General features: G+C 63.2%; 15 protein-coding genes and 1 pseudogene. 8 read left to right on the top strand and 8 right to left on the bottom strand.

The features are described from left to right. Positions 1 to 156: 156 nt before the first annotated feature. Positions 157 to 1191, bottom strand: coding sequence for a CDP-6-deoxy-delta-3,4-glucoseen reductase (locus tag NTU39_RS20930; protein WP_150664341.1), 1035 nt, complete (start codon positions 1189 to 1191; stop codon positions 157 to 159). 15 nt (positions 1192 to 1206) lie between these two features. Here NTU39_RS20930 and NTU39_RS20925 point away from each other — a divergent pair, with 15 nt between their 5' ends. Then, the gene (locus NTU39_RS20925) at positions 1207 to 2355 is read left to right on the top strand and encodes a Rossmann-fold NAD(P)-binding domain-containing protein (protein ID WP_246184555.1); all 1149 of its coding nucleotides are present in this window, start codon (positions 1207 to 1209) and stop codon (positions 2353 to 2355) included. A 22-nt stretch (positions 2356 to 2377) separates the two neighbouring features. Here the strand turns inward: NTU39_RS20925 and NTU39_RS20920 are convergent, their stop codons facing one another. The 3 genes from NTU39_RS20920 to macA form a co-directional block, all read right to left on the bottom strand. Next, entirely contained in the window at positions 2378 to 3772 is a 1395-nt protein-coding gene (locus NTU39_RS20920; RefSeq protein WP_257960120.1) for an efflux transporter outer membrane subunit, read from the bottom strand. Positions 3773 to 3949: 177 nt separating this feature from the next. After that, complete coding sequence (locus tag NTU39_RS20915) at positions 3950 to 5980, bottom strand: MacB family efflux pump subunit (protein ID WP_257958476.1); 2031 nt, start codon at positions 5978 to 5980, stop codon at positions 3950 to 3952. Next, complete coding sequence (gene macA, locus NTU39_RS20910; RefSeq protein ID WP_257958475.1) at positions 5977 to 7143, bottom strand: macrolide transporter subunit MacA; 1167 nt, start codon at positions 7141 to 7143, stop codon at positions 5977 to 5979. Before macA ends, NTU39_RS20915 begins: the two co-directional genes overlap by 4 nt. A 962-nt stretch (positions 7144 to 8105) precedes the next feature. Between macA and NTU39_RS20905 the strand changes: the two genes are divergently transcribed. From NTU39_RS20905 to NTU39_RS20895, 3 genes and pseudogenes are all read left to right on the top strand, one after another. Continuing rightward, a complete protein-coding gene (locus NTU39_RS20905; RefSeq protein ID WP_046292932.1) occupies positions 8106 to 8327 on the top strand; it encodes a hypothetical protein in 222 nt (73 codons plus the stop codon). A gap of 17 nt (positions 8328 to 8344) precedes the next feature. Beyond that, positions 8345 to 9073: pseudogene (locus tag NTU39_RS20900) on the top strand (response regulator); the annotation flags it as partial. 134 nt (positions 9074 to 9207) lie between these two features. Next, a complete protein-coding gene (locus tag NTU39_RS20895; protein ID WP_257958468.1) occupies positions 9208 to 10545 on the top strand; it encodes an ATP-binding protein in 1338 nt (445 codons plus the stop codon). Here NTU39_RS20895 and ppk2 read toward each other — a convergent pair. Next, on the bottom strand, positions 10523 to 11443 hold the full coding sequence (ppk2, locus tag NTU39_RS20890; protein WP_257958467.1) for a polyphosphate kinase 2: 921 nt from the start codon (positions 11441 to 11443) through the stop codon (positions 10523 to 10525). The genes NTU39_RS20895 and ppk2 overlap by 23 nt on opposite strands. Here ppk2 and NTU39_RS20885 point away from each other — a divergent pair. After that, complete coding sequence (locus NTU39_RS20885) at positions 11442 to 11588, top strand: hypothetical protein (protein WP_174984635.1); 147 nt, start codon at positions 11442 to 11444, stop codon at positions 11586 to 11588. The genes ppk2 and NTU39_RS20885 overlap by 2 nt on opposite strands. A 173-nt stretch (positions 11589 to 11761) precedes the next feature. Then, positions 11762 to 12778, top strand: a complete 1017-nt coding sequence (locus NTU39_RS20880; RefSeq protein ID WP_150664335.1) for a transporter — start codon at positions 11762 to 11764, stop codon at positions 12776 to 12778. Positions 12779 to 12838: 60 nt separating this feature from the next. Here the strand turns inward: NTU39_RS20880 and NTU39_RS20875 are convergent, their stop codons facing one another. The 3 genes from NTU39_RS20875 to leuC form a co-directional block, all read right to left on the bottom strand. Further along, positions 12839 to 14161, bottom strand: a complete 1323-nt coding sequence (locus NTU39_RS20875; RefSeq protein WP_257958466.1) for a 2-hydroxycarboxylate transporter family protein — start codon at positions 14159 to 14161, stop codon at positions 12839 to 12841. 80 nt (positions 14162 to 14241) lie between these two features. Continuing rightward, positions 14242 to 14880: a 3-isopropylmalate dehydratase small subunit gene (gene leuD / locus NTU39_RS20870; RefSeq protein WP_150664333.1), complete on the bottom strand. Its 639-nt coding sequence runs from the start codon at positions 14878 to 14880 to the stop codon at positions 14242 to 14244. Then, positions 14873 to 16285, bottom strand: a complete 1413-nt coding sequence (gene leuC, locus NTU39_RS20865; protein WP_150664332.1) for a 3-isopropylmalate dehydratase large subunit — start codon at positions 16283 to 16285, stop codon at positions 14873 to 14875. Before leuC ends, leuD begins: the two co-directional genes overlap by 8 nt. Before the next feature lie 124 nt (positions 16286 to 16409). On the opposite strand from leuC, the gene NTU39_RS20860 reads away from it, so the two are divergent. Beyond that, the gene (locus NTU39_RS20860; RefSeq protein ID WP_257958465.1) at positions 16410 to 17327 is read left to right on the top strand and encodes a LysR family transcriptional regulator; all 918 of its coding nucleotides are present in this window, start codon (positions 16410 to 16412) and stop codon (positions 17325 to 17327) included. 465 nt (positions 17328 to 17792) lie between these two features. Continuing rightward, complete coding sequence (locus NTU39_RS20855) at positions 17793 to 19985, top strand: putative bifunctional diguanylate cyclase/phosphodiesterase (RefSeq protein WP_150664330.1); 2193 nt, start codon at positions 17793 to 17795, stop codon at positions 19983 to 19985. Positions 19986 to 20032 lie beyond the last annotated feature (47 nt).

Below are 20032 nucleotides of genomic sequence, written 5' to 3'. Positions count from 1 at the left end.
ACGTCGGATCGAGGCGATGGCAATCAGGTTCATGTCGGCAAGCATAAGGCGGTGACGCGGCGCTTGTCAAAGGGAATGCATGCGGTGTGGTTTGCATGCATCTTTTGCGCATCCCTTCGATGGCGGCCGGTCGTCACGGCCATGAGGTTCATAGGGTCATTGACCGCCGCCGGGGTTATCGGCTTCGGTGGTGAAGGCATCGGCGAAGAACGCGTCTTCCGGCAACTGGTGGTGAGCGATGAAGTCGCGACGGGCCGACTCCACCATTACGGGCGCACCGCAGGCGTAGACCTCGTAGCCCGACATATCCGGCAGGTCTTCGGCGACAGCGCGGTGCACGAAGCCCGTGCGGCCTTCCCAGGCGTCTTCGGGCGCGGCTTCGGAGAGGACCGGCACGAACTTGAAGCCGGGAATCTCACGGGCCCATTGCTCGGCCAGTTCGCGCAGGTAGATGTCTTTGCGCTGACGTGCGCCCCAATAGAGCGTCATCGGGCGGTCGAGGCCCTTGTGTGCGGCATGTTCGACGATGGCCTTGATCGGCGCGAAGCCGGTGCCCGAGGCGAGCAGCACGATCGGCTTCTCGGAGTCTTCCCGCAGGAAGAACGTGCCGAGCGGGCCTTCGAAGCGCAGGATCTCGCGCTCCTTCATGTTGTTGAACACATGGTCGGTGAAGACGCCGCCGGGCATGTGACGCAGATGGAGTTCGAGGAAGCCTTCCTCGTGGGGCGCGGTGGCCATCGAATAGCTGCGACGTTTGCCGTCTTTCAGGATGAATTCGATGTATTGACCGGCGAGGTACTGAAAGCGCTCGTTAGCGGGCAGTTGGAGGCGCATGACGATGACGTCGTCGGCGCGGCGCTCCAGCGCGTTCACGCGGCAGGGCAGGCGTTTGACCGGGATGTCGCCGATGCCCTTGACCTCACGCGACTCGATGACGAGATCGCCTTTCGTGTGGGCGCAGCAGAGCAGGGCGAAGCCACGGGTTTCCTCGTCCTTGGAGAGGGCCGAGCTGGAGTGTGCGCCGTGTTCGACGGTGCCTTCGACCAGTTTGGCCTTGCACGAGCCGCAACCGCCGTTTTTGCAACCGTAGGGCAGGCCGATGCCTTGGCGCAGTGCGGCGGAGAGTACGGCCTCGCCATCTTCGATCTGGAACTCGCGCCCGCTCGGCACGAGGGTAACGTTGTAAGCCATACTACAATCCGAAAAATGAAAAAACCGTCCAAACCTCTCGGTCGCCCGCGCCTGCTGGTCGTGGGCTGTGGCGACGTCGGCATGCGCGCACTGCCGGCTCTCGTCGAACGTTTTCGTGTCTTTGCCGTGACGTCCAGCGACGCGCGCCATGCGGCGTTGCGTGCGGCGGGCGCGGTGCCCGTCGTTGCCAATCTGGATGACGCTGCGAGCTTGCAACGCTTGGGCCGTCTGGCCTCACGGGTGTTGCATCTGGCACCGCCTGCCGGGGTCGCGGGCAGCGGCACGCAGGACCTGCGTACACGCCGTTTGCGCGCTGCGCTGAACCGGCCGTCGAAACGCAATATTGTACCCGAGGGGGGGCTTCGAGCCCTGTCAGGTTTGGCTCACCTGGCCCCCGCGTCGCGCCGGATTCTCGTCTACGCGAGCACCAGTGGCGTCTACGGCGACTGCGGCGGCGCGGTGGTGGACGAGACCCGCACACCTGCGCCCCGTTCGCCTCGTGGACAGCGTCGTGTGGACGCCGAGCGGACTGTGCGCACGCTGGGCCGTCCGTCCTTTCATGGCCGTCATCCGCGACGTGTGTTGACGACGGGGGCTGCGCGAGCGCGTGCGGCGTCGGTGTCCGGTACGAAGGCGTCGTGGCGCCGGACGGTGCATGCACGCGTGTCGTGGCGGGCGTCTGTCGTGCGGATTCCGGGGATCTATGCGGCTGATCGTTTGCCGCTGGCGCGTTTGCAGAAGGGCACGCCTGCGTTAGTGGCGTCGGACGACGTCTTCACCAACCATATCCACGCCGACGATCTCGCGGCGATTCTGATTCGCGCGATGTGGCGGGGCAGGGCGCAGCGGGTCGTGCATGCGAGCGACGACACCGAGTGGCGCATGGGCGAGTACTTCGACCGCGTCGCGGATGCGCTGGGCTTGCCCCGGCCGCCGCGTGTGTCGCGTGACGAGGCCCGACGGGTACTGGAGCCGACGTTGCTCTCCTTCATGTCCGAGTCGAGACGCCTTGCCAACACCCGGCTCAAGCGCGAACTCGGGTACGCATTGAGGTATCCCGACGTGGCGGCGCTGCTGTCGACGTTGACACCGCTCTCGCCGCCTGAGCCGACACCATCGTCGCGCCCATCCGCTGACGTGCCGCCGACCAACACGGCAGCCTGACGACGAATATCTGACCGCTGCCTCAGCCATCGTTCTCCAACGTCCCACCGAGTGCTTTGACGAGCGAGAGCGTTGCGTCGATCTGCGCGAGGCGGGACTGCGCGGCGTTGCGGCGGGCCTGACGCGCGAGACGTTGGGCGTCGAGCCACGATTGCAGGTCGATGTCGCCTGCGCGGTAGCGCGCCTCCGAGAGTTCCGCCGCTCGTTGCGCGAGGGCGGCGGCGCTGGCGAGCGACGTGTACTGCGACGTCGTTCGCTCGCGTGCAGAGAGGGCGTCTTCGACTTCTACGAGCGCTGTGAGCAACGTGTTGCGAAACGTCGCGACCGATTGCTCGTAGTCATTGCGCGCGAGTGCCGTTGTAAAGCGTGACGTTTGCACCTGGAGGAACGGCATCGCAAGCGAAGCGGCGAGCGTACCCACGGGATTGGCGAGCAGACGCGAGAGCGACTCGCTGGTGGTTTGCGCGGTGCCGGTGAGCGTGAGGGATGGATAGAACGACAGACGGGCGGCGTCGACATCTGCCAGACGCGCGCGAACACGCGTCTCGGCGGCGGCGAGGTCCGGGCGGTGTGCGAGAAGCGACGCAGGCAGACCGGGCGCGACCTCGGGCAACTGCGCGACCACGAGCGAATTGCGCTCAGTAAAGCGTGTCTGCGCGGGACGTCCGAGCGCGTTCGCCAGAGAGTGCCGGGCGGCATCGCGCAACCGTTCCCATTCCGCGAGTGCGCCCGCGACCGCATCGCGATCCTGTTGTGCCTGCACGGGGTCGAGCGCCGACACCGAACCGGCACGCCGACGCGCGGCGACCAGCGCGACGGCGCGCTCGGCTGCGTCGAGGTCTTCCGTTGCACTGCCCACATTCTCGTTCAGATAAGCGACGCGCCAGTAGAGCGAGGCGACCTGGCTTGAGAGCGAGAGGGCGGCGGCGCGGCGGTCCCATGCGCTGGCGGCGGCCTGCCAGTTGGCGGCGTCGCGTTGCGCCGCGAGCTTGTTCCAGAGATCGACTTCGTAGCTGATGCCGACGCTTGCGCCGGAGGTCGTCTGCGTCTGTCCATTCAGACGTTGTGCGGCTTGTCCGCCGTCGAGCGCGCGCGCCTTCGAACCGGTGATGTTGGCGGAGAACTGCGGCCAGCGATTGGCGCCGGTCAGTCCGGCCTGGAGCGCGTCGCGATCCGCTTGCAGGGCTTTGAGGGCGAGTGCTGGGTTGGCCGCGAGCGCCTGAGAAATGAGCGAGTCGAGCTGAGGTTCGCGAAACGCGCGCCACCACGGTGCAATATCCGCGTCGTCTGCCATGCGTGTGCTTTCCCCTTGCGCTTCACCTGACCCAGTGCCGTCGATGGGCGTCTGGAATTGCGACGGGACGGGCAACGTCGGGCGTTCATAGGCTGTGCGGGTCAGGCTGCAAGCGCTGAGCATCATGCAGACGGCGACCGCGACGAGCGATGGAGCGAGGCCGGGGGGCGGTCGGAAAAATCCTGAAAGGCAATTCATCGAATCTGTCAAAAAGACCCCCGCGCGCGACACCGAATCGCGCGCGGGGTATAAAAGCCATCCCGAGCCTGAGGGGGGGATGCAGCGGGACGGCGGGGGCAATCATTCACGGGCCAGGGCATCCACCGGATCGAGACGTGCGGCGCTGCGCGCGGGGAGCCAGCCACTGAGCATGCCGATGGCGCAGGCGCAGGCCACGGCTGCCGCAAACGTATTCGGCGAAAAGACCACCGAGACTTGAGGCACGAACGTCGCGACCAGCCAGCCGATGGCGTAAGACAGCACCACGCCGATTGCGCCGCCCATCAGGCAGACGAGCACGGCTTCGATGAGGAACTGCCGGAGGATGTCCTGACGGCGCGCGCCGATCGCGCGACGGATGCCGATCTCACGGGTGCGTTCCGTCACGGAGACCAGCATGATGTTCATCACGCCGATGCCGCCGACCACGAGTGAGATGAGGGCGACGAACGAGAGCAGCAGCGTGAGCATCTGGCTCGTGCGTGAGATCGACTTCACGATCGTGTCCATGTTGAACGTGAAGAAATCCTTCTTGCCGTGGGCGCGCGTGAGCAGGCGAATGATTCCGGCTTCGGCGGCGGCGGGCGGGTGGCCATCGAGAATGCGGACCGTGATCGATTCCAGATGTTGCTGACCGGCGATTCGGCTCGCGACCGTCGTCCAGGGGACATAGACATTGAGCGAGCGGCTGACGAACATCGACGAGCGATCGCGCACAACGCCGATTACGCGTAGCGGCAGCGAGCCAGCGAGCACGATTTGTCCGATGGGATCGCCGCCGTTCGGCAGCAGCTTGCGCAGCGTGTTTTCACCGAGCAGGGCAACTTGTGCCTGACGTTCCACTTCAGTGGCGTCGAAGCTGCGTCCGCGGGCGAGTTTCAGGCCGTTGGCGCGCATGAAGTCGGCGCTCTCTCCGTGAACTTGCGCGTCCGTATCAATGCGACCGAAGCGCATACGGACCGTGCGCGGGCCGACTTGTGCCGTCACGCTGTCCGTGTAGGGCTGGGCGGCGAGCAGATCGGCGTCGCGGGGCAGGAGCGTACGAATCTCTGCGGCCTTGTCGTCGTTGAAGTCCTTGCCGCGCAGTACCGTGATCGTGTTCGGGGCGATGTTGCCGATATCGTTAAGCACGCGTCGTTTCGTCCCTTCGCCGATGGCCGACAGCGAGACCACCGACGTAATGCCGATGATGATGCCGAGCATCGTGAGACCGGTGCGCAGACGGTGGGAGGCGAGCGCGTGCCACGCCATCGACAGGCTTTCCGCGAACGTCGGCCAGCCACTCATCCAGCGAGTCAACGCGTTACCGCGCGACATTTCGGGCGTATCGGCGACCCGCGAATCTACCGAACTTTTGGGATCGGAAGACGCATCACGCGTCTCGTCCGTCACCGAAGCTTCGATTGCATGCGGCGTGTCGTTTAGCCGATCGCACTTGATGCGTCCGTCGGCGATTTCAATCACGCGTTGCGCCCATGCGGCGACGTTCGGATCGTGCGTGACGAGGATGATTGTGTGCCCCCGCGCGTGGAGTTCGCGCAGGATGTGCATCACTTCCAGCCCGCTGTGACTGTCGAGTGCGCCGGTGGGTTCGTCGGCGAGGATGATGTCGCCGCCGTTCATGAGGGCGCGGGCAATACTGACGCGTTGTTGTTGCCCGCCGGACATTTGCGAAGGCCGGTGCGAGAGATGCTTGCCGAGCCCGAGACGTTCGAGCAGCGCGGCGGAGCGCGACGACCTTTGCGAGCGCGGGATACCGGCGTAGACGGCGGGCACTTCCACGTTGCCTTGGGCCGAGAGATGGCCCATCAGGTGATAGCGCTGGAAGATGAAGCCGAAGTATTCGCGGCGCAGTTGAGCGAGCGCGTCGTCCGAGAGAGAGGCGACATCGTGCCCGTCGATTTCGTAGCGTCCGTGGGTTGCCCGGTCGAGGCAACCGAGCACGTTCATGAGCGTCGACTTACCGGAGCCGGAGGGGCCCATGATCGCGACCATCTCGCCGCGCTCGATGACGAGTTCGACATCGCGCAGGACCGTGACTGCACCGTCACCTTCGCCGAACGAGCGAGAGATTCCGGAGAGTCGCAGGAGCGGGGCGGAGGCGTTCGTCACAGGAGCGTACCTGCGTCGTTGCTACCGGACGGCGGCGCGTCGGTCGGATCGGCGGTCACGACACGATCACCTTCGGCGAGCCCGTCGAGTGCTTGTGCGGTGAGACGGTTGTCGAGTCCGACCTTCACCCAGCGTGGGTGGGCGACGCCCTTGGCGTCGAGTACACGGACGCGATAACGGCCGTCGGCGCGTTTCTCACCGAGGGCGACGGAAGGAAACGTCAGCGCATTCGAAATTCGAGCACTCACGATAGACACTTGCGCGGTCATATCGGGACGGAGGACACCGGCCGGATTGGGCACATCGAAGAGGGCGTTAAAGAAGATTGCGTTATTGATCTTCTCGGGCGAGGGTTGGATGACGCGGAGCTTGCCTTCGTAGCGTTTGTCGGGTGCGCCGAGGATCGTGAAGTAGACGGGAAGACCCGCGCGGATGCGCACGACATCGGCTTCCGAGACTTGAGCGCGAATCGTCATCATCGAGAGGTCGGCGACTTTCAGGATCGTCGGGATTTGATAGATGGCGGTAACCGTCTGTCCTTCCTGGGTGGTGATGGCGGTGACCGTGCCGTTAATGGGCGCGGTAATACGCGTATAGGACTGATTCGTGCGTGCCTTATCGACCTTCACCTTTTGCTGGCTGATCTGGGAGTCGAGGGAGGCGAGTTCTGCGGTGAGGGCATCGGCTTCCGTGCGTGCCTTTTCGAGGTCGCGGGGCGAGGTAGCGTCGTCGGCGGCGAGTTGGCGTTGACGAGCGAGTTCGCGGGCGGCTTGGGCGTGGCGAATGGCTTTGGCGCGTCGGTCGGCGGCGAGTGTGGTGAGTCCGGCGTTGGCTTCGCGCAGGTCGTTATCGCTGGAGGTCGGATCGATAACGGCGAGCAGTTGCCCTTTCGATACGGTGTCTCCGAGAACCACCTTGAGAGAACGAAGTTGTCCGTTGGCTTGCGAGCCGACTTCGACTTGTTTGATGGGTTGGAGGACACCGGTGGCGAGGACGGCGTCTTCGAGATCGGCGCGGGCGACCTTAGCGGAGAGATAGGCGGGCGGTGTGGGCCGGGGCCATTGCCAGGCGACGAGGGATGTGAACAGGGCGACGACGACTGCGCCGATCTTGCGACGTCGGGTAAAGCGAAAAGAAGAGAAGCGAGAAAAGAGGCGCGTCATTGATGGAGAGAAAAGGCGAAAGCCGTCGCGGGGAGAAGCGAACGTGAGGGGGATGCTAAACAAAGGTGTGGAGACAAACTGTTTTTAGTTGTTGGGACTTTGTGAACAGAGATAACGGGAGAGAAAAAACAAAGAAAAGCGATCAAAGGAGACAAAAAGAAACAAAGGGGGGGGTGCGAGAAGGGCAAAGCAAAGTGGGTGAAGCGCAGAGAAGTGCTGGGAGTGATTGAGGTGGGTGATGCGTGTAGAGGGACAGGAAGTGTGTGGGCGACGACACGGCCGTCCCGCAGCAGTTGCGGAGCACGTGCGGGGCGGGTGTGGCGTCGCGATGGAGCGAGAGTAGAGCGGTGTCGACGGGACCAAGTGTTTTGGTCAAGGAAGTGAGAAGCGGGAGGTGTCGTTTGAGGCACTGAGTGCTTCGAGGGAGACGGACCGGGGCCCCTTTCTGCAGCGAGTTGGGTTTATGTCTGAGCGGCGGAAAGGGGCTCCGGTCCGTTAGGGGGGAGGTATTAGGAGCGGAGGGGGGGGGGGAAATGTGGAGAGTAGGAAAGGGAAAGGAGCGGGTTGTGGTTTAGGTGTGGGAAAAGGCTTAAGCGCCTTATTCCGTAAGGGATGGCGGGATATTGAGGGTGCTGGGCGAGTGGATACGGAATATCTGCACAGTGTGAAGATTGCGGGTCGTCTTCGGCGAACGGCGTCGATCCGTGGTGGGTTATGTAAGGCAGTCGCAGCGACGTTGGGTCGCTAAATTCGCTATAATTTCGCCTTAATTCGCCTAACGTCTACGAAATCTCGATTTTCTAGCCTTTTGCGTCGCCGTGAGGTCGTGAAATGATCTCAGTCCGCCTTACCAATCCTTTCTGAAATAAGGATTGGACGCCATTCTGTTGGATGCTTCGGTCAACGCTTCACTGGACGGGCGCGCAAACTGCGGTGTATCTCGTCACGGAGGGGTACAAAGCATGGCCATTACCATTGGTTCGCCGGACGCGGCGGTGCATCGTGCCTGGCGCTTGCCGGGACAAGGGGCGGCTTCGACGGTCGGCACACATCGTGCGGCGTCTGGAGCAGATCGATATGCCAATGCGCTGCGGGCGCTCTCCAGTACGCCGGAGCCCGTGTCCGTCACGCAAGACGATGCAGTGAAACTGTCGCAAAACGCGACGGCACCGCGCGCAACCTAATTTACCGAGAAATATTCATGAGTCTGCATGTTCTTCTGGTCGATGACGATCCCGTCGTTCGCGACCTATTGCGCGAATTGCTGCACGCCAATGGCATGCAGGTCTCGGTGCTTCACAACGGCGCGTCGTTGCTGCGCCGGTTGGAGCTCGAACGACCGTCCGTCATTTTGCTCGACATCATGATGCCGGAGCGCGACGGCCTGCGAGCATTGCAGGACCTGCGTGCGGCGGGTGAGGATATCCCGGTCATCATGTTGTCGGCGCGTGGCGGCCCGCTCGATCGCGCGCTCGGCCTTGAACTGGGTGCCGACGATTACCTTGCCAAGCCGTTCGATCCGCGCGAGTTGCTGGCGCGTATCCACGCGGTGCTGCGCCGTCGTGGCCCGGTCGCGGCCAGCGCGCCGGACGCCCGTGCGCCGTACCGATTCGGTCCGTTCGAGTTGGATTACACGCTGCGTACCCTTCAGCGAGAGGGCGAGCGCCTGCCGCTGCGCGATACCGAATTCGCCATGCTCAAGGCGTTCACCCAGCATCCCATGCAGGTGCTGCCGCGCGTCAAACTGCACGCCATGTTGTATGGCGACGGTATCGCCTTCCGCGACCGCAGCCTCGATGTGCCCGTGTGGCGTCTGCGCCGTCTCATCGAAGCTGACCCGTCGGAGCCGCGCTACATCCAGACCATCCGTGGCAAAGGCTACGTGTTCGTGCCGGGTGGCGAACTGACCGAGGGCGCGACGTCCGAGGCCCGCGAGCGCGCTGGCGGTATGGGAGACGCCAGCGACATCGGCAACGTCGGCAATGTCGGCGACGGCGGTATGTCGCTCGCTACTACGGCATCGGCAGGCAAGCGCACCGCGCGCGGCTGGCGGGAGTCCGCTGCGTGAATTTGCGTTGGTTGCTGCGCGACTCCCTGTTCGCGCGCATGGCATGGCTGGGCATTGCCGTCTTGCTGGTGATGCATCTCGTGTGGAGCGCGCTGGTGTTCTACCAGCGTCCGCGCCAGCAAGTCGACGGCTTCGCCCGAGGCTTGCTGGTGGCTATTCAAAGCGTCGATCAGCGGGCTGTCGATCCCGGGAGCCTTGCGCCACCGCATGCCGTGCGTCGCGTTCCTGTGGCGCAAACGCCGACCTTCACCAACGAAGCCGACGACGAGCGCGCCACGCGTCTTCGTCACGAACTGCTCTCGCGGCTGCCGCCAGACACCCAACTGCACATCGTCAACGAACGCAAACGCAGCAATATCTGGGTGCTGTTGCCGCAACGCGACGAGTGGATCGTCATCGGACTCGATCTTCCGCCGATGCCGCCGTTCGTGCGCGAGACCGTCGGTATTCTCATCGGTGCCGTGCTGCTCGCGTTGCTCGTCGCATGGCAGATGCAGCGCCCGATTGCCCGGCTCGCGCATGCTGCCCGGGTGATCGCTCGAGGACGGCGTCCCGCCTTGTTGCCCGAGCAAGGACCGCATGAGTTGCGCGACCTGACTCACGCATTCAACGAGATGGCCAAGCGGCTGGCCGAAGCCGAAGACAATCAGGCCATCATGCTCGCGGGCATTGCGCACGACCTCAAATCGCCACTCACGCGTCTTCGCCTGCGCGCCGATCTCATCGACAGCGAGAATTCTCGCGATGGCTTTGTGCGCGATATCGCGTCCATCGATCACATCGTTCAGCAATTCCTCGCCTATGCGAGAGACGAAGCCGATACCAGCCCACTGATCGGCGTCGATGCGTTCCTGCGCGAGCAATTTCCGGCCGACGAAGAGACCCCCGATTCCGGCGCTGTCACCGGTCCCATCGAGCGAGCCGCCGAAGCGACGGACGATGCCTCGCTATTCGTCAGCAACTTGCGCGCGGGGCCTGAATTCATGCTGCCGCGCACGCTGCTCGACCGCGTGATGTCGAACCTCGTCGACAACGCGCTGGAGCACGGTGAGCCGACCGTGCGTCTGGCGACGTGGCGCGACGAGGCGACCGGATACATCGAAGTCAGCGACTGCGGCAAGGGCATCCCGGACGATCAGGTGGCGCTCGCGATGCGTCCGTTCGTGCGGCTCGATGCCTCGCGCGGTGGCGAAGGCCACTGCGGTCTCGGGCTGTCGCTCGTCGTGCGGCTCGTGGAAGGGCTGGGCGGTGCGGTGCGTCTCGACCGATCGCCCGGCGGGGGATTGCGTGTGACGCTCAAACTGCCGATGCTCAGTAAATCTCCGGCACGATGATTTCCGACGGCACCGGGTGACGCATATAGCTCTCGCTGCGGGCGCGCTCGGGAAGCACCACCTGTGAGCGCTCCACGTCGTGATACGGCACCTGGTTGAGCAGGTGATGAATGCAGTTCAGACGCGCGCGCTTCTTGTCGTCGGCCTGCACCACCCACCACGGCGCTTCCGGAATGTGCGTGCGCTCCAGCATCACTTCCTTCGCGACCGTGTACTTCTCCCAGCGCGTGCGGCTCTCCAGATCCATCGGGCTCAGCTTCCACTGCTTGAGCGGATCCTGAATCCGGGCCATAAAGCGCGCTTCCTGTTCTTCGTCCGAAATCGAGAACCAGTATTTGACGATCTGGATGCCGCTGCGCACCAGCATTTTCTCGAACTCCGGTACCGAGCGGAAGAACTCCTCGTACTCGTTCTCCGTGCAAAAGCCCATCACATGCTCGACACCGGCGCGGTTGTACCAGCTACGGTCGAACAGCACGATCTCGCCTGCGGCTGGCAGATGCTGGACATAGCGCTGGAAATACCATTGCGTGCGTTCGCGATCGTTAGGTGCGGGCAGTGCGGTCACACGGCACACGCGAGGATTCAGGCGCTGCGTGATGCGCTTGATCGCGCCACCCTTACCCGCGGCGTCGCGGCCCTCGAAGATCACCACCAGACGGTGACGACTGCGAATCACCCAGTCCTGCAACTTCACCAACTCGCCCTGAAGGCGGAACAGCTCGCGAAAATAGTGCAGACGGTCGTCGCGCGCCTCGGCGCTCAGATCGTTCAGACCGGGCAGACGAAGATCGTCGATTTCCATCTCGATCTCTTCGTCGTAACTGTCGATCAGGTCATCTTGGAGACGACGCGCAAGCATCGCGTCGTGGTCGGCGTCGGAATCGAATTTAGTCATGGCGACGATCTCTTACGGCCAGCAAACACAAAAGGCACCCCGTACTGCCCGGGTGACGGCGGACGGACAAAATGCGCGCCCGATGATGCGTTTCAGTATGCGACGATTTTATGACACCAGCATGGCGTTGACGAATGCCGTGTGACGTAGTTCCCGCGCACGCCCCGCCCGGCGGTGCCGCCACCGCATTTCTTGGGATTCGCGAGCATGCCTAAATTGTCACAAAAATGAAATATGACATTGTCATGATGGCAAGTCCCACCGTGCTGCGGTGCGGTTCACGTCCTTTCCCCACGCCTCGCCACCGATACCGCGCGCATGTTCGCCGAATTAGCTCACAACGCATATGGCTGTGATCAGGCTGGCCTGATCTACGGCTATCGTTTCACTGACGGCGCGCCCCCGCAACCGGTCGATTCGACCGAGGCGCTGGCGTGGCTGGCGAAAGGCGAGCGCGCCGACGGCTTCCTCTGGCTGCATTTCAACTTCGCGCACGCCGCGTGCGAGAAGTGGCTCAAGCAGCAGATGCACCTGCCCGAAGAGTTCTACGAAAGCCTGAGCGAAGGGTCGCGCTCCACGCGCATCGAACATTCCGATGATTGGCTGCTGGCCGTCATCAATGACGTGATTTTCGCGTTCGACATCGCGCAGTCCGAGATTTCGACGCTGCGTGTGGCGGCCAACGCCCGCCTGCTCGTGACAGGGCGCGTAAAACCGCTGCGCTCCATCGACAAGCTGCGCGCGTCCGTCAAACGTGGCGACGCCTTCCGCTCGCCGCTCGCCTTGCTCGTGCATCTGCTGCGCGATCAGGCGGACGTGCTTGAGCGCATCGTGCGCGAGACGAGCCGCCGTGTGGACACCGTTGAAGACCGCCTGTTGCAGCAGCGCATCGAGAGCAACCGAGCCGACCTCGGGTCGTTGCGCCGGGTGCTTGTGCGCCTGCAACGTCTGCTCGCACCGGAGCCGGCGGCGCTCTTTCGTCTGCTGAGTCGCCCGCCGATATGGGGTCATGCCGACGACGTTCAGGAATTCCGTCAGGCAACCGAAGAATTCGCCGTCGTCCTGAACGACTTGTCGGCGTTGCTGGAGCGCATCAAGTTGCTTCAGGAAGAAATTGCGGCGATGGTCAGCGAGCGCACCGACCGCACCATTTACACGCTGACGGTCGTCACCGTACTCGCGCTGCCCATCAACATCGTGGCGGGCTTTTTCGGGATGAACGTCGGCGGCATTCCGCTCGCCGATCATCCGCATGGCTTCTGGGTGCTCGTGTTTATCGTCGCGACAGGCACTGCGGCCGCTGGCTGGTGGGCGTTCCGGCGGCGGCCGGACTGAGGTCCAGACCGCCGTTGCCCGAGGGGATGGGGGACTTCGGGGACTAACTGCGCTGTCGCATCAATGCCAGAACTTCATCAACAGCGTTGCGATGACCACCATTCCGGCACCGCCGATGCGCGTGGAAATCTGCGCGAACGGCATCAGTCCCATGCGGTTCGACGACGACAGAATCGCCACGTCGCCCGTGCCGCCAAGACCGCTATGGCAGGCCGTGACGATGGCCGACTCGACCGGGAACATCTTCAGCCACATGCCGACGAAGAATCCCGAGACGACCATCGCTATCACCGTCGATGCGCAGATCACGAAATAGGCCGTCGAGAACGCGCCGACGAGTTTGTCCCACGACACGAACAGCGTCCCGAGTCCGACCAGAATCGCGAACGTCAGGTTCGTCGACATAAACTTGTACATCTGATACGCGCCGGTCTCCATGCTTTCCGGAATCAGCCGCGAGACCTTCAACACCGCTGCTGCGACGATCATCAGCACCGGCCCCGGAATGCCCGTCACCGGCGCAAGCAACGCGCCGAGAATGAACAGCGTGCAGGCGAGCAGCAAACCGTGTCCCATCAGACGCAGATCGAGCGCGTGTTCTACGTTCTGCCCTTCGAGCAGCGCGCGATCTTCACCACTGCGCACGAGCATGCCGTTGCCGTTGTAGTGCGGACGTTTTTCGCCGAAGCGCTTGAGTAGCCCCGCAGAGAGAATCGCCACGACGTTGCCGATGAGCGCGGCGGGGACCATCGTCGCAATCAGATGCCCCTGCGTCTCGCCCGTGATCTCCGAATAGCCGATCGACAACGGCAGAATGCCCTCGCCGATACCGCCGCCGAGAATCGGCATCACGATGAAGAAGAACGTGTGACGCGGGCTGAAGCCGAACAGCAATCCTGCGAGGCATCCGGCCGCAATGGCCGCGAGCGTGCCGATCAGCAACGGCACGAACATCTTCAGAAAGCCCTGAATCAGGATCTTCCGATTCATGCCGAGCATGCTGCCAGCCACCAGACACGCGATGTAGAGATATTGCAGATTGGCCGTCTTCATCGTGACGGTGATGGCCTTGAGGATCGCGTCGTCCATCAGCCCATTGCCGAGCAGCGCGGCCGGTACGAACAGACAGAGGATGGCGGGGCCGCCGATGTGCTTGAAGACAGGGATCGCGCCGCCGATCTCACCGAGCAACATGCCCGCAATCATCAGCACCGCGAAGCCGCCGATCATGTCGGCGGGCAGGCGTCCGGTGACAGCCGCAAGACCGGTAATGACGGCAATGGCGACGAACATCGGCAGCGGTGCGCCGCCGATGGTGAATTTCGACATCAGAGAGGGGGTGGCGAGCGGCGTCGCGCTCGCCTGAGCGGCCTGACTTTTCATGGTGTCTCCTGAAAGGATGGAATACCTGTCCGGGTGAGGGCGCTTGCGGCACTGACTCAATGCCGTGCGCCTCTTGTCACTCAGGCGGTACGTTGTTGTCTGGGCAGATCGATTTGCATCCAGGGGAAATCGGTGCGATGGCGGGCTTCGAATGCGGTGATGGCGTCGCTGTCCTTGAGCGTCATGCCGATCATGTCGAGACCTTCCACGAACATGCGCTTCTGACGCGGGGGCAGATCGAACGCGAACGACTCGCCGCTTGCCGTCACCACACACTGGCGCTCGACGTCGATGGTCAAAGCGTTCTGCGCGGGATCGCTCACGGTCTCGGTCAGCTTCGCGATGTCCTGCGGGGCGAGCACGATCAGCAGCAGACGGTTGTTCTGCGCGTTGAAGTAGAAGATCTCGCCGAAGCTCGGCGCGATGACCGCTTCAATGCCCGATTGCTGCAAACCCCACACCGCGTGCTCACGGCTCGATCCGCAACCGAAGTTGGCCCCGGCCACCAGAATGCGAGCGTCGCGATACGCGGGACGGTTCAGAACGAACGCGTCGTTGGGCGTGCCGTCGGCATTCGTGCGCAGGTCGTACAGCACACCGCGCGCGAGGCCGGACTTGTCGATGCCGAGCAGAAATTGCTTGGGCATGATCTGGTCCGTATCCAGATTGTTCAGCGGTAGCGGGGCGGCCGTACCGGCCACGATCGTGTGCTCAGCCATGAGCGGTCTCCTTGCGAATGTCGACGATGCGACCAGCGATGGCGGCGGCGGCGGCCATGACGGGGCTCATCAGATGCGTGCGTGCGCCGCGTCCCTGACGTCCCTCGAAATTGCGGTTGGTGGTCGACGCGCATCGCTGACCGGGCTTGAGAATGTCGTCGTTCATCGCGAGGCACATCGAGCAGCCCGGTTGACGCCACTCGAAACCCGCGTCTTTCAGCGCATCGGCAATGCCTTCGCGCTCGGCCTGATCGCGTACGCGACCCGAACCCGGCACGACCATCGCACGCACGCCGTCGGCCACCTTGTGACCTCGTACGATCTCGGCAATCGCGCGCAGGTCTTCGATACGCGCGTTGGTGCAGGACCCGATGAAGACATGATCGATGGGCAAGCCGTCGAGCGACTGACCGGCGTCCAGCCCCATGTAGCCCAGCGCCTTCGACGCGTTGTGCCGCTCCACCTCGTCTTCCGAGAGCGAGGGAATCCGCGCGTTGATCGCAATCGCCTGATCGGGGCTCGTGCCCCACGTCACGAAGGGCGCGACGTCGGTGGCATCGAAACAATGCGTGACGTCGAACGCTGCGTCCTCGTCGGAGCGCAGCGCGAGCCAGCGGCGCTTGGCGTCCTCCAACGCGTCGCCGGACAGATCGCGAATGTGATCGCCGACGTATTGCAGCGTGGTGGCGTCCGGCGCGATGAGCGCACCGCGCGCGCCCGCCTCGACGGTCATGTTGCACAACGTCATGCGGGCTTCGGCAGACAGCGCCTCGATGGCCGCGCCCGTGTACTCGACAACGAAGCCGCGCGCGCCTTGCGCACCGATACGGGCAATGATGTACAGCACGAGGTCTTTCGACGTGGTACCACTCGCCAGCGTACCGTCGACGTGGATTCGCATGTCGCGCGCCACGCGGTAAATGAGCGTTTGCGTCGCCAGCACATGCTCGACTTCCGACGTGCCGATGCCGAACCCCAGCGCCCCGAGAGCGCCGTAGGTGGTTGTGTGGCTGTCGCCGCAAAGCACCACCATGCCGGGACGGATCAGCCCCAGTTCGGGGGCCACCACGTGTTCGATCCCTTGCTCCGGGTCCGTCACGTCGAACAGGTGAATGCCGTGTTTCTGGCAGTTGCGGGTGAAGTTGGCGGCCTGATGGGCGGCGGCGTCGATCACGATGGTGCGTTTGTCGACCGGCACCGGGTGCGTGGGAATAACGTGATCCACGATCCCCATCTGCTTCTCCGGGCAACGCACCGGCAGGCCTTTCTCAGCGAGTCCCGCGAACGCTTGCGGGCTCGTGTACTCGTTCATGATGTGCAGGTCGGCATAGAGCGCGACGTGCTGCGCATCGACGTCGAAGGCCGTATGGCTTCGCACGATCTTTTGGTAAAGCGTTTGTCCCATGAGGTACTCCTTGATGCGGGCGGTCGTCGTTTTGCTATGTCTCGCAACCTTGCGTGCAGTCTAATTCGTTCATAGAATCGCAAAATGCATATTCGCTTAACCTATTTTTAAGTTGAAGTTAATAATGGACGCCATCGCCGATCTGGAATTCTTCGCCCGTCTGGTGACGTTGGGCAGCCTGTCGGCGCTGGCGCGCGACCTTGGCGTGACGCCGCCAGCGATCAGCGCACGGCTGAGTCAGCTGGAGCGACGACTGGGCGTCAAGCTGCTGAACCGCACCACCCGGCGACTGGCGATGACGCATGAGGGGGAGCTGTATCTCGGCACTGGCTCGAAGATCATCGAACAGGTGCAGGAGCTGGAGCGCATGGTGTCGAGCAGCCGCGATTTGCCGCGCGGTCTGCTGAAGGTGAATGCGACGTTCGGCTTCGGACGCCGCCATGTCGTGCCTGCGCTATCGGAATTTCGCGAGCAGTATCCCGAGGTCGAAGTGCAGCTCGATCTGACGGACCGTCCGATGAATCTGGCCGAGTTCGCGTTCGACGTTGGTATTCGCTTCGGCGAACTGCCCGACCAGCGCGTGGTGGGACGCCGCATCGCCGCGAACCGGCGACTGGTGTGCGCGTCCCCCAAATACCTCGCGCGCCACGGTGTGCCCAAGGTGCCCGACGATCTGCGCAATCACCTGTGCATCGTGCTGCGCGAGAACGACACGGCGTACGGCACGTGGCATTTCACCAAGGGCAAACGGCACGAACTGGTAAAGGTGCACGGGGCGATGAGCAGCAACGACGGCGAAGCGACGCTGCGCTGGGCGCTCGACGGGCATGGTGTGCTCGTGAGATCGGAATGGGATGTGCAATCCGCATTGGCTTCGAATGCACTGATGCAATTGCTGAGCGACTGGGCGTTACCGGCCGCCGACATCTACGCGATCTATCCGGAGCGGCTCAATCTCTCGGCCAAGGTACGGCTCTTTGTCGAGTTTATGGAGCGCTATCTGGCGCGTGAATTGAATCGGGATGTCGGCGGTATCGAGTAATGAATTAAAAGTATTCGCGTATATCGATTACGCAAATGGTGTGCGTCATGCTTTGCGATTTGCATGCAATTCCCCGGTTCAAATGAAAATTCCAAACGATCGTGTGAATGTTTGGCGAGGGTATGTGGGCGGCCCGGCGGCGTGGCTTGTCACCATTGGGTATAGCGCCTCAGATGTTAATGAACCGGTATCGGAATTCGTCGGCAATAAGTTTTGTATAACGAACAATCCGGAGGCATGAATTCCGGTCTTCCCCTTATAATCCGCTGAATCGGGCGTCGAATATCCGGGCGGTCGCGCGCAAACCTGCGAAGTCATCACGGGGTGCATGGCGTTGTGCGCATCAATCACCGGTTCATATGACGCGCAATGACACCGGGTTGAACTTGGTGCTCGTGTCTCGCGCGTCGTCACAACGGCATCCGAAGTTGTCCATCAAGCCGCTCACAGGCGAGGAGACCGACGATGAAGTGTCCCGCTGTATTACCCATGGAAACGCAGAGGCTGGCTGCACTGGCGGAGTACGGCCTGGGCAGTGAACGCCCGCTTCCGAGCCTCGATGCCGTTGTGCATATTGCCGCGCACATGTTTGGCGTGCCGGTGGCGGCCGTCAACATGGTGGGCAACGATCACGTATTTTTCGCGGCGGCCACAGGCTTTTCCTCCACCAACACCGATGTCGACATGAGCCGCGACGCGTCTTTCTGCGCGCACGCGATCAATGGTGACGGTGTGATGGTCGTGCCCGACGCCACGGCCGACGAGCGTTTTCACGACAACCCGCTCGTGACCGGCAACGCGCAGGTGCGCTTCTACGCGGGCGTGCCGCTCATGTCGGTGGACGGTCACGCACTCGGTGCGCTGTGCGTCATCGACAACAAGCCGAATCACACATTCTCCGACGTGGATCGCGCGCGTTTGCGCGAGCTGGGACGCATGGCGTCAGACCGTCTGGAATTGCGTCGTGTGGAGTTGTTCATCGAACGTGAACGGCGCACCTTTGCCGAGCCGGAGCGCTATTCGCCCACGGCGATGATCCGCTTCGATGCCTTCGGCGAAATCCTCGACTGGAACCATGCGGCAGTGACGATGTTCGGCTACGCGATGTCCGACGGACCGGGGCGTTCGCTGGAGACGCTACTCGCCGGGCGCAGCCGCTCGGCGCTTCGCGATCAGATCACGCAGGCGGTGAGCGCTGGCTCGGTCGATGGCATGACGATGCCCTCGGAGGTCTATGGCCTGCGTCGCGATGGACGTGAGTTTCCGATGAGTCTCTCGCTGTTCTGCTGGGTCGAGAACGATGTGCAGACGTTCAACGCACATGTGCATGACCTCAGCACGCTGCGCGAGGGCGGGGAAGTGTTGCGGCGGCTCGCGAGCACCGATGTGCTGACGGGCATCGCGAATCGCGCGAGCTTCTATCGCGACGCGGAGGTGGCGTCGGTCTGTCTGCGCGGCGCAGCCGTCGCGATATTCGATCTCGACGGTTTCAAGGACATCAACGATACGCTGGGCCACGCGGTCGGCGACGGCATTCTGTGCGAAGTAGCGCGCCGTTTGACGCGTCTCGTGCGCACGGTCGACACGGTCGCGCGCATCGGTGCGGATGAGTTCGCGCTGCTGCTGTGGGGCGTGACGGATGCGGTGGAGGCGCGTCGCCGCGCCGATGCGGTGCTGTTGGCGATTGCAGAACCGATGGTGATCGGCGGGTTCGATGTGCGCGTGAGCGCTTGCTGCGGCATCGCAGTCGTCCCGCAGCAGGCGGAGGAGGCGCTGAGCCTGATCAGCAATGCCGATCTGGCGCTGTCGCGGGCGAAACAGCATGGGGCCGGGCAGACGTTCGTCTTCATCGATGCACTGCGCATCGAAGCGGCGGCGCGGCGCGTCTATAACATCGAACTGCATCGTGCGGTGAACGACGGCGAGTTCGTGCTCTTCTATCAACCGCAGGTGGATTTCGCCGATGGGTCGCTGACAGGGGCCGAGGCGCTGATTCGCTGGCGGCATCCGCAACGTGGACTGCTGTCGCCTGCCGCGTTTCTACCGGCGCTCGAACGCGGGCCGCTGGCGGCGTCGGTGGGCGCGTGGGTGCTGGACGAGGCGTGCGCGCAGGCGGCGTATTGGCGACGCAACGGTGCGCCGTGTTTCCGGATCGGCGTCAACTTATTCGGATTGCAATTTCGCATCGGCAGCATCTTCGACGAGGTGGTCGCGGTGCTTAACCGGCACGGGCTGCCACCGCAGGCGCTGGAACTGGAGGTGACGGAGAGCATCGTGCTGGACGACGACGTCGTGCTCGAAGCGTTGCAGCGTCTGCATGCGTACGGTGTGAGTATTGCCTTCGACGACTTCGGCACCGGCTACGCGTCGATCAGCATGCTGCGACGCTATCCGTTAAGCCGTATCAAGATCGACCGGTCGTTCGTGCAGGGGATGATGGAGTCGGAGCGCGATGCGTCCGTAGTGCGTGCGTTGGTAGACATGACGCGCAGCTTCGACCTGCGCACCATTGCCGAGGGTGTGGAGACGGAGCAACAGCGCGACAACCTGCGTCGACTCGGTTGCGACGAGGGGCAGGGATACCTGTTCGGGGTGCCCATGCCTGCCGTCGAATTCGGGGAGATGTTCGACGTGGGACGTCAGTTGAATCAAGCCTGAGCGCGGCGTCTGTACGTCTCTCGCAACGATGCGCCGCTTACCCGACG

The sequence above is a fragment of the Pandoraea commovens genome, assembly GCF_024704525.1.
Classification (GTDB): Bacteria; Pseudomonadota; Gammaproteobacteria; order Burkholderiales; family Burkholderiaceae; genus Pandoraea; species Pandoraea commovens.
This window is presented reverse-complemented; position numbering and strand designations above follow the sequence as displayed.

Excerpts from the sequence above, each read along its gene's own strand:
- NTU39_RS20930 (WP_150664341.1), bottom strand. The coding sequence starts at position 1,191 with ATGGCTTACAACGTTACCCTCGTGCCGAGCGGGCGCGAGTTCCAGATC.
- NTU39_RS20925 (WP_246184555.1), top strand. The coding sequence starts at position 1,207 with ATGAAAAAACCGTCCAAACCTCTCGGTCGCCCGCGCCTGCTGGTCGTG.
- NTU39_RS20920 (WP_257960120.1), bottom strand. The coding sequence starts at position 3,772 with ATGCTCAGCGCTTGCAGCCTGACCCGCACAGCCTATGAACGCCCGACG.
- macA (WP_257958475.1), bottom strand. The coding sequence starts at position 7,143 with ATGACGCGCCTCTTTTCTCGCTTCTCTTCTTTTCGCTTTACCCGACGT.
- NTU39_RS20905 (WP_046292932.1), top strand. The coding sequence starts at position 8,106 with ATGGCCATTACCATTGGTTCGCCGGACGCGGCGGTGCATCGTGCCTGG.
- NTU39_RS20885 (WP_174984635.1), top strand. The coding sequence starts at position 11,442 with ATGGCGACGATCTCTTACGGCCAGCAAACACAAAAGGCACCCCGTACT.
- ppk2 (WP_257958467.1), bottom strand. The coding sequence starts at position 11,443 with ATGACTAAATTCGATTCCGACGCCGACCACGACGCGATGCTTGCGCGT.
- NTU39_RS20880 (WP_150664335.1), top strand. The coding sequence starts at position 11,762 with ATGTTCGCCGAATTAGCTCACAACGCATATGGCTGTGATCAGGCTGGC.
- NTU39_RS20875 (WP_257958466.1), bottom strand. The coding sequence starts at position 14,161 with ATGAAAAGTCAGGCCGCTCAGGCGAGCGCGACGCCGCTCGCCACCCCC.
- leuD (WP_150664333.1), bottom strand. The coding sequence starts at position 14,880 with ATGGCTGAGCACACGATCGTGGCCGGTACGGCCGCCCCGCTACCGCTG.
- leuC (WP_150664332.1), bottom strand. The coding sequence starts at position 16,285 with ATGGGACAAACGCTTTACCAAAAGATCGTGCGAAGCCATACGGCCTTC.
- NTU39_RS20860 (WP_257958465.1), top strand. The coding sequence starts at position 16,410 with ATGGACGCCATCGCCGATCTGGAATTCTTCGCCCGTCTGGTGACGTTG.
- NTU39_RS20855 (WP_150664330.1), top strand. The coding sequence starts at position 17,793 with ATGAAGTGTCCCGCTGTATTACCCATGGAAACGCAGAGGCTGGCTGCA.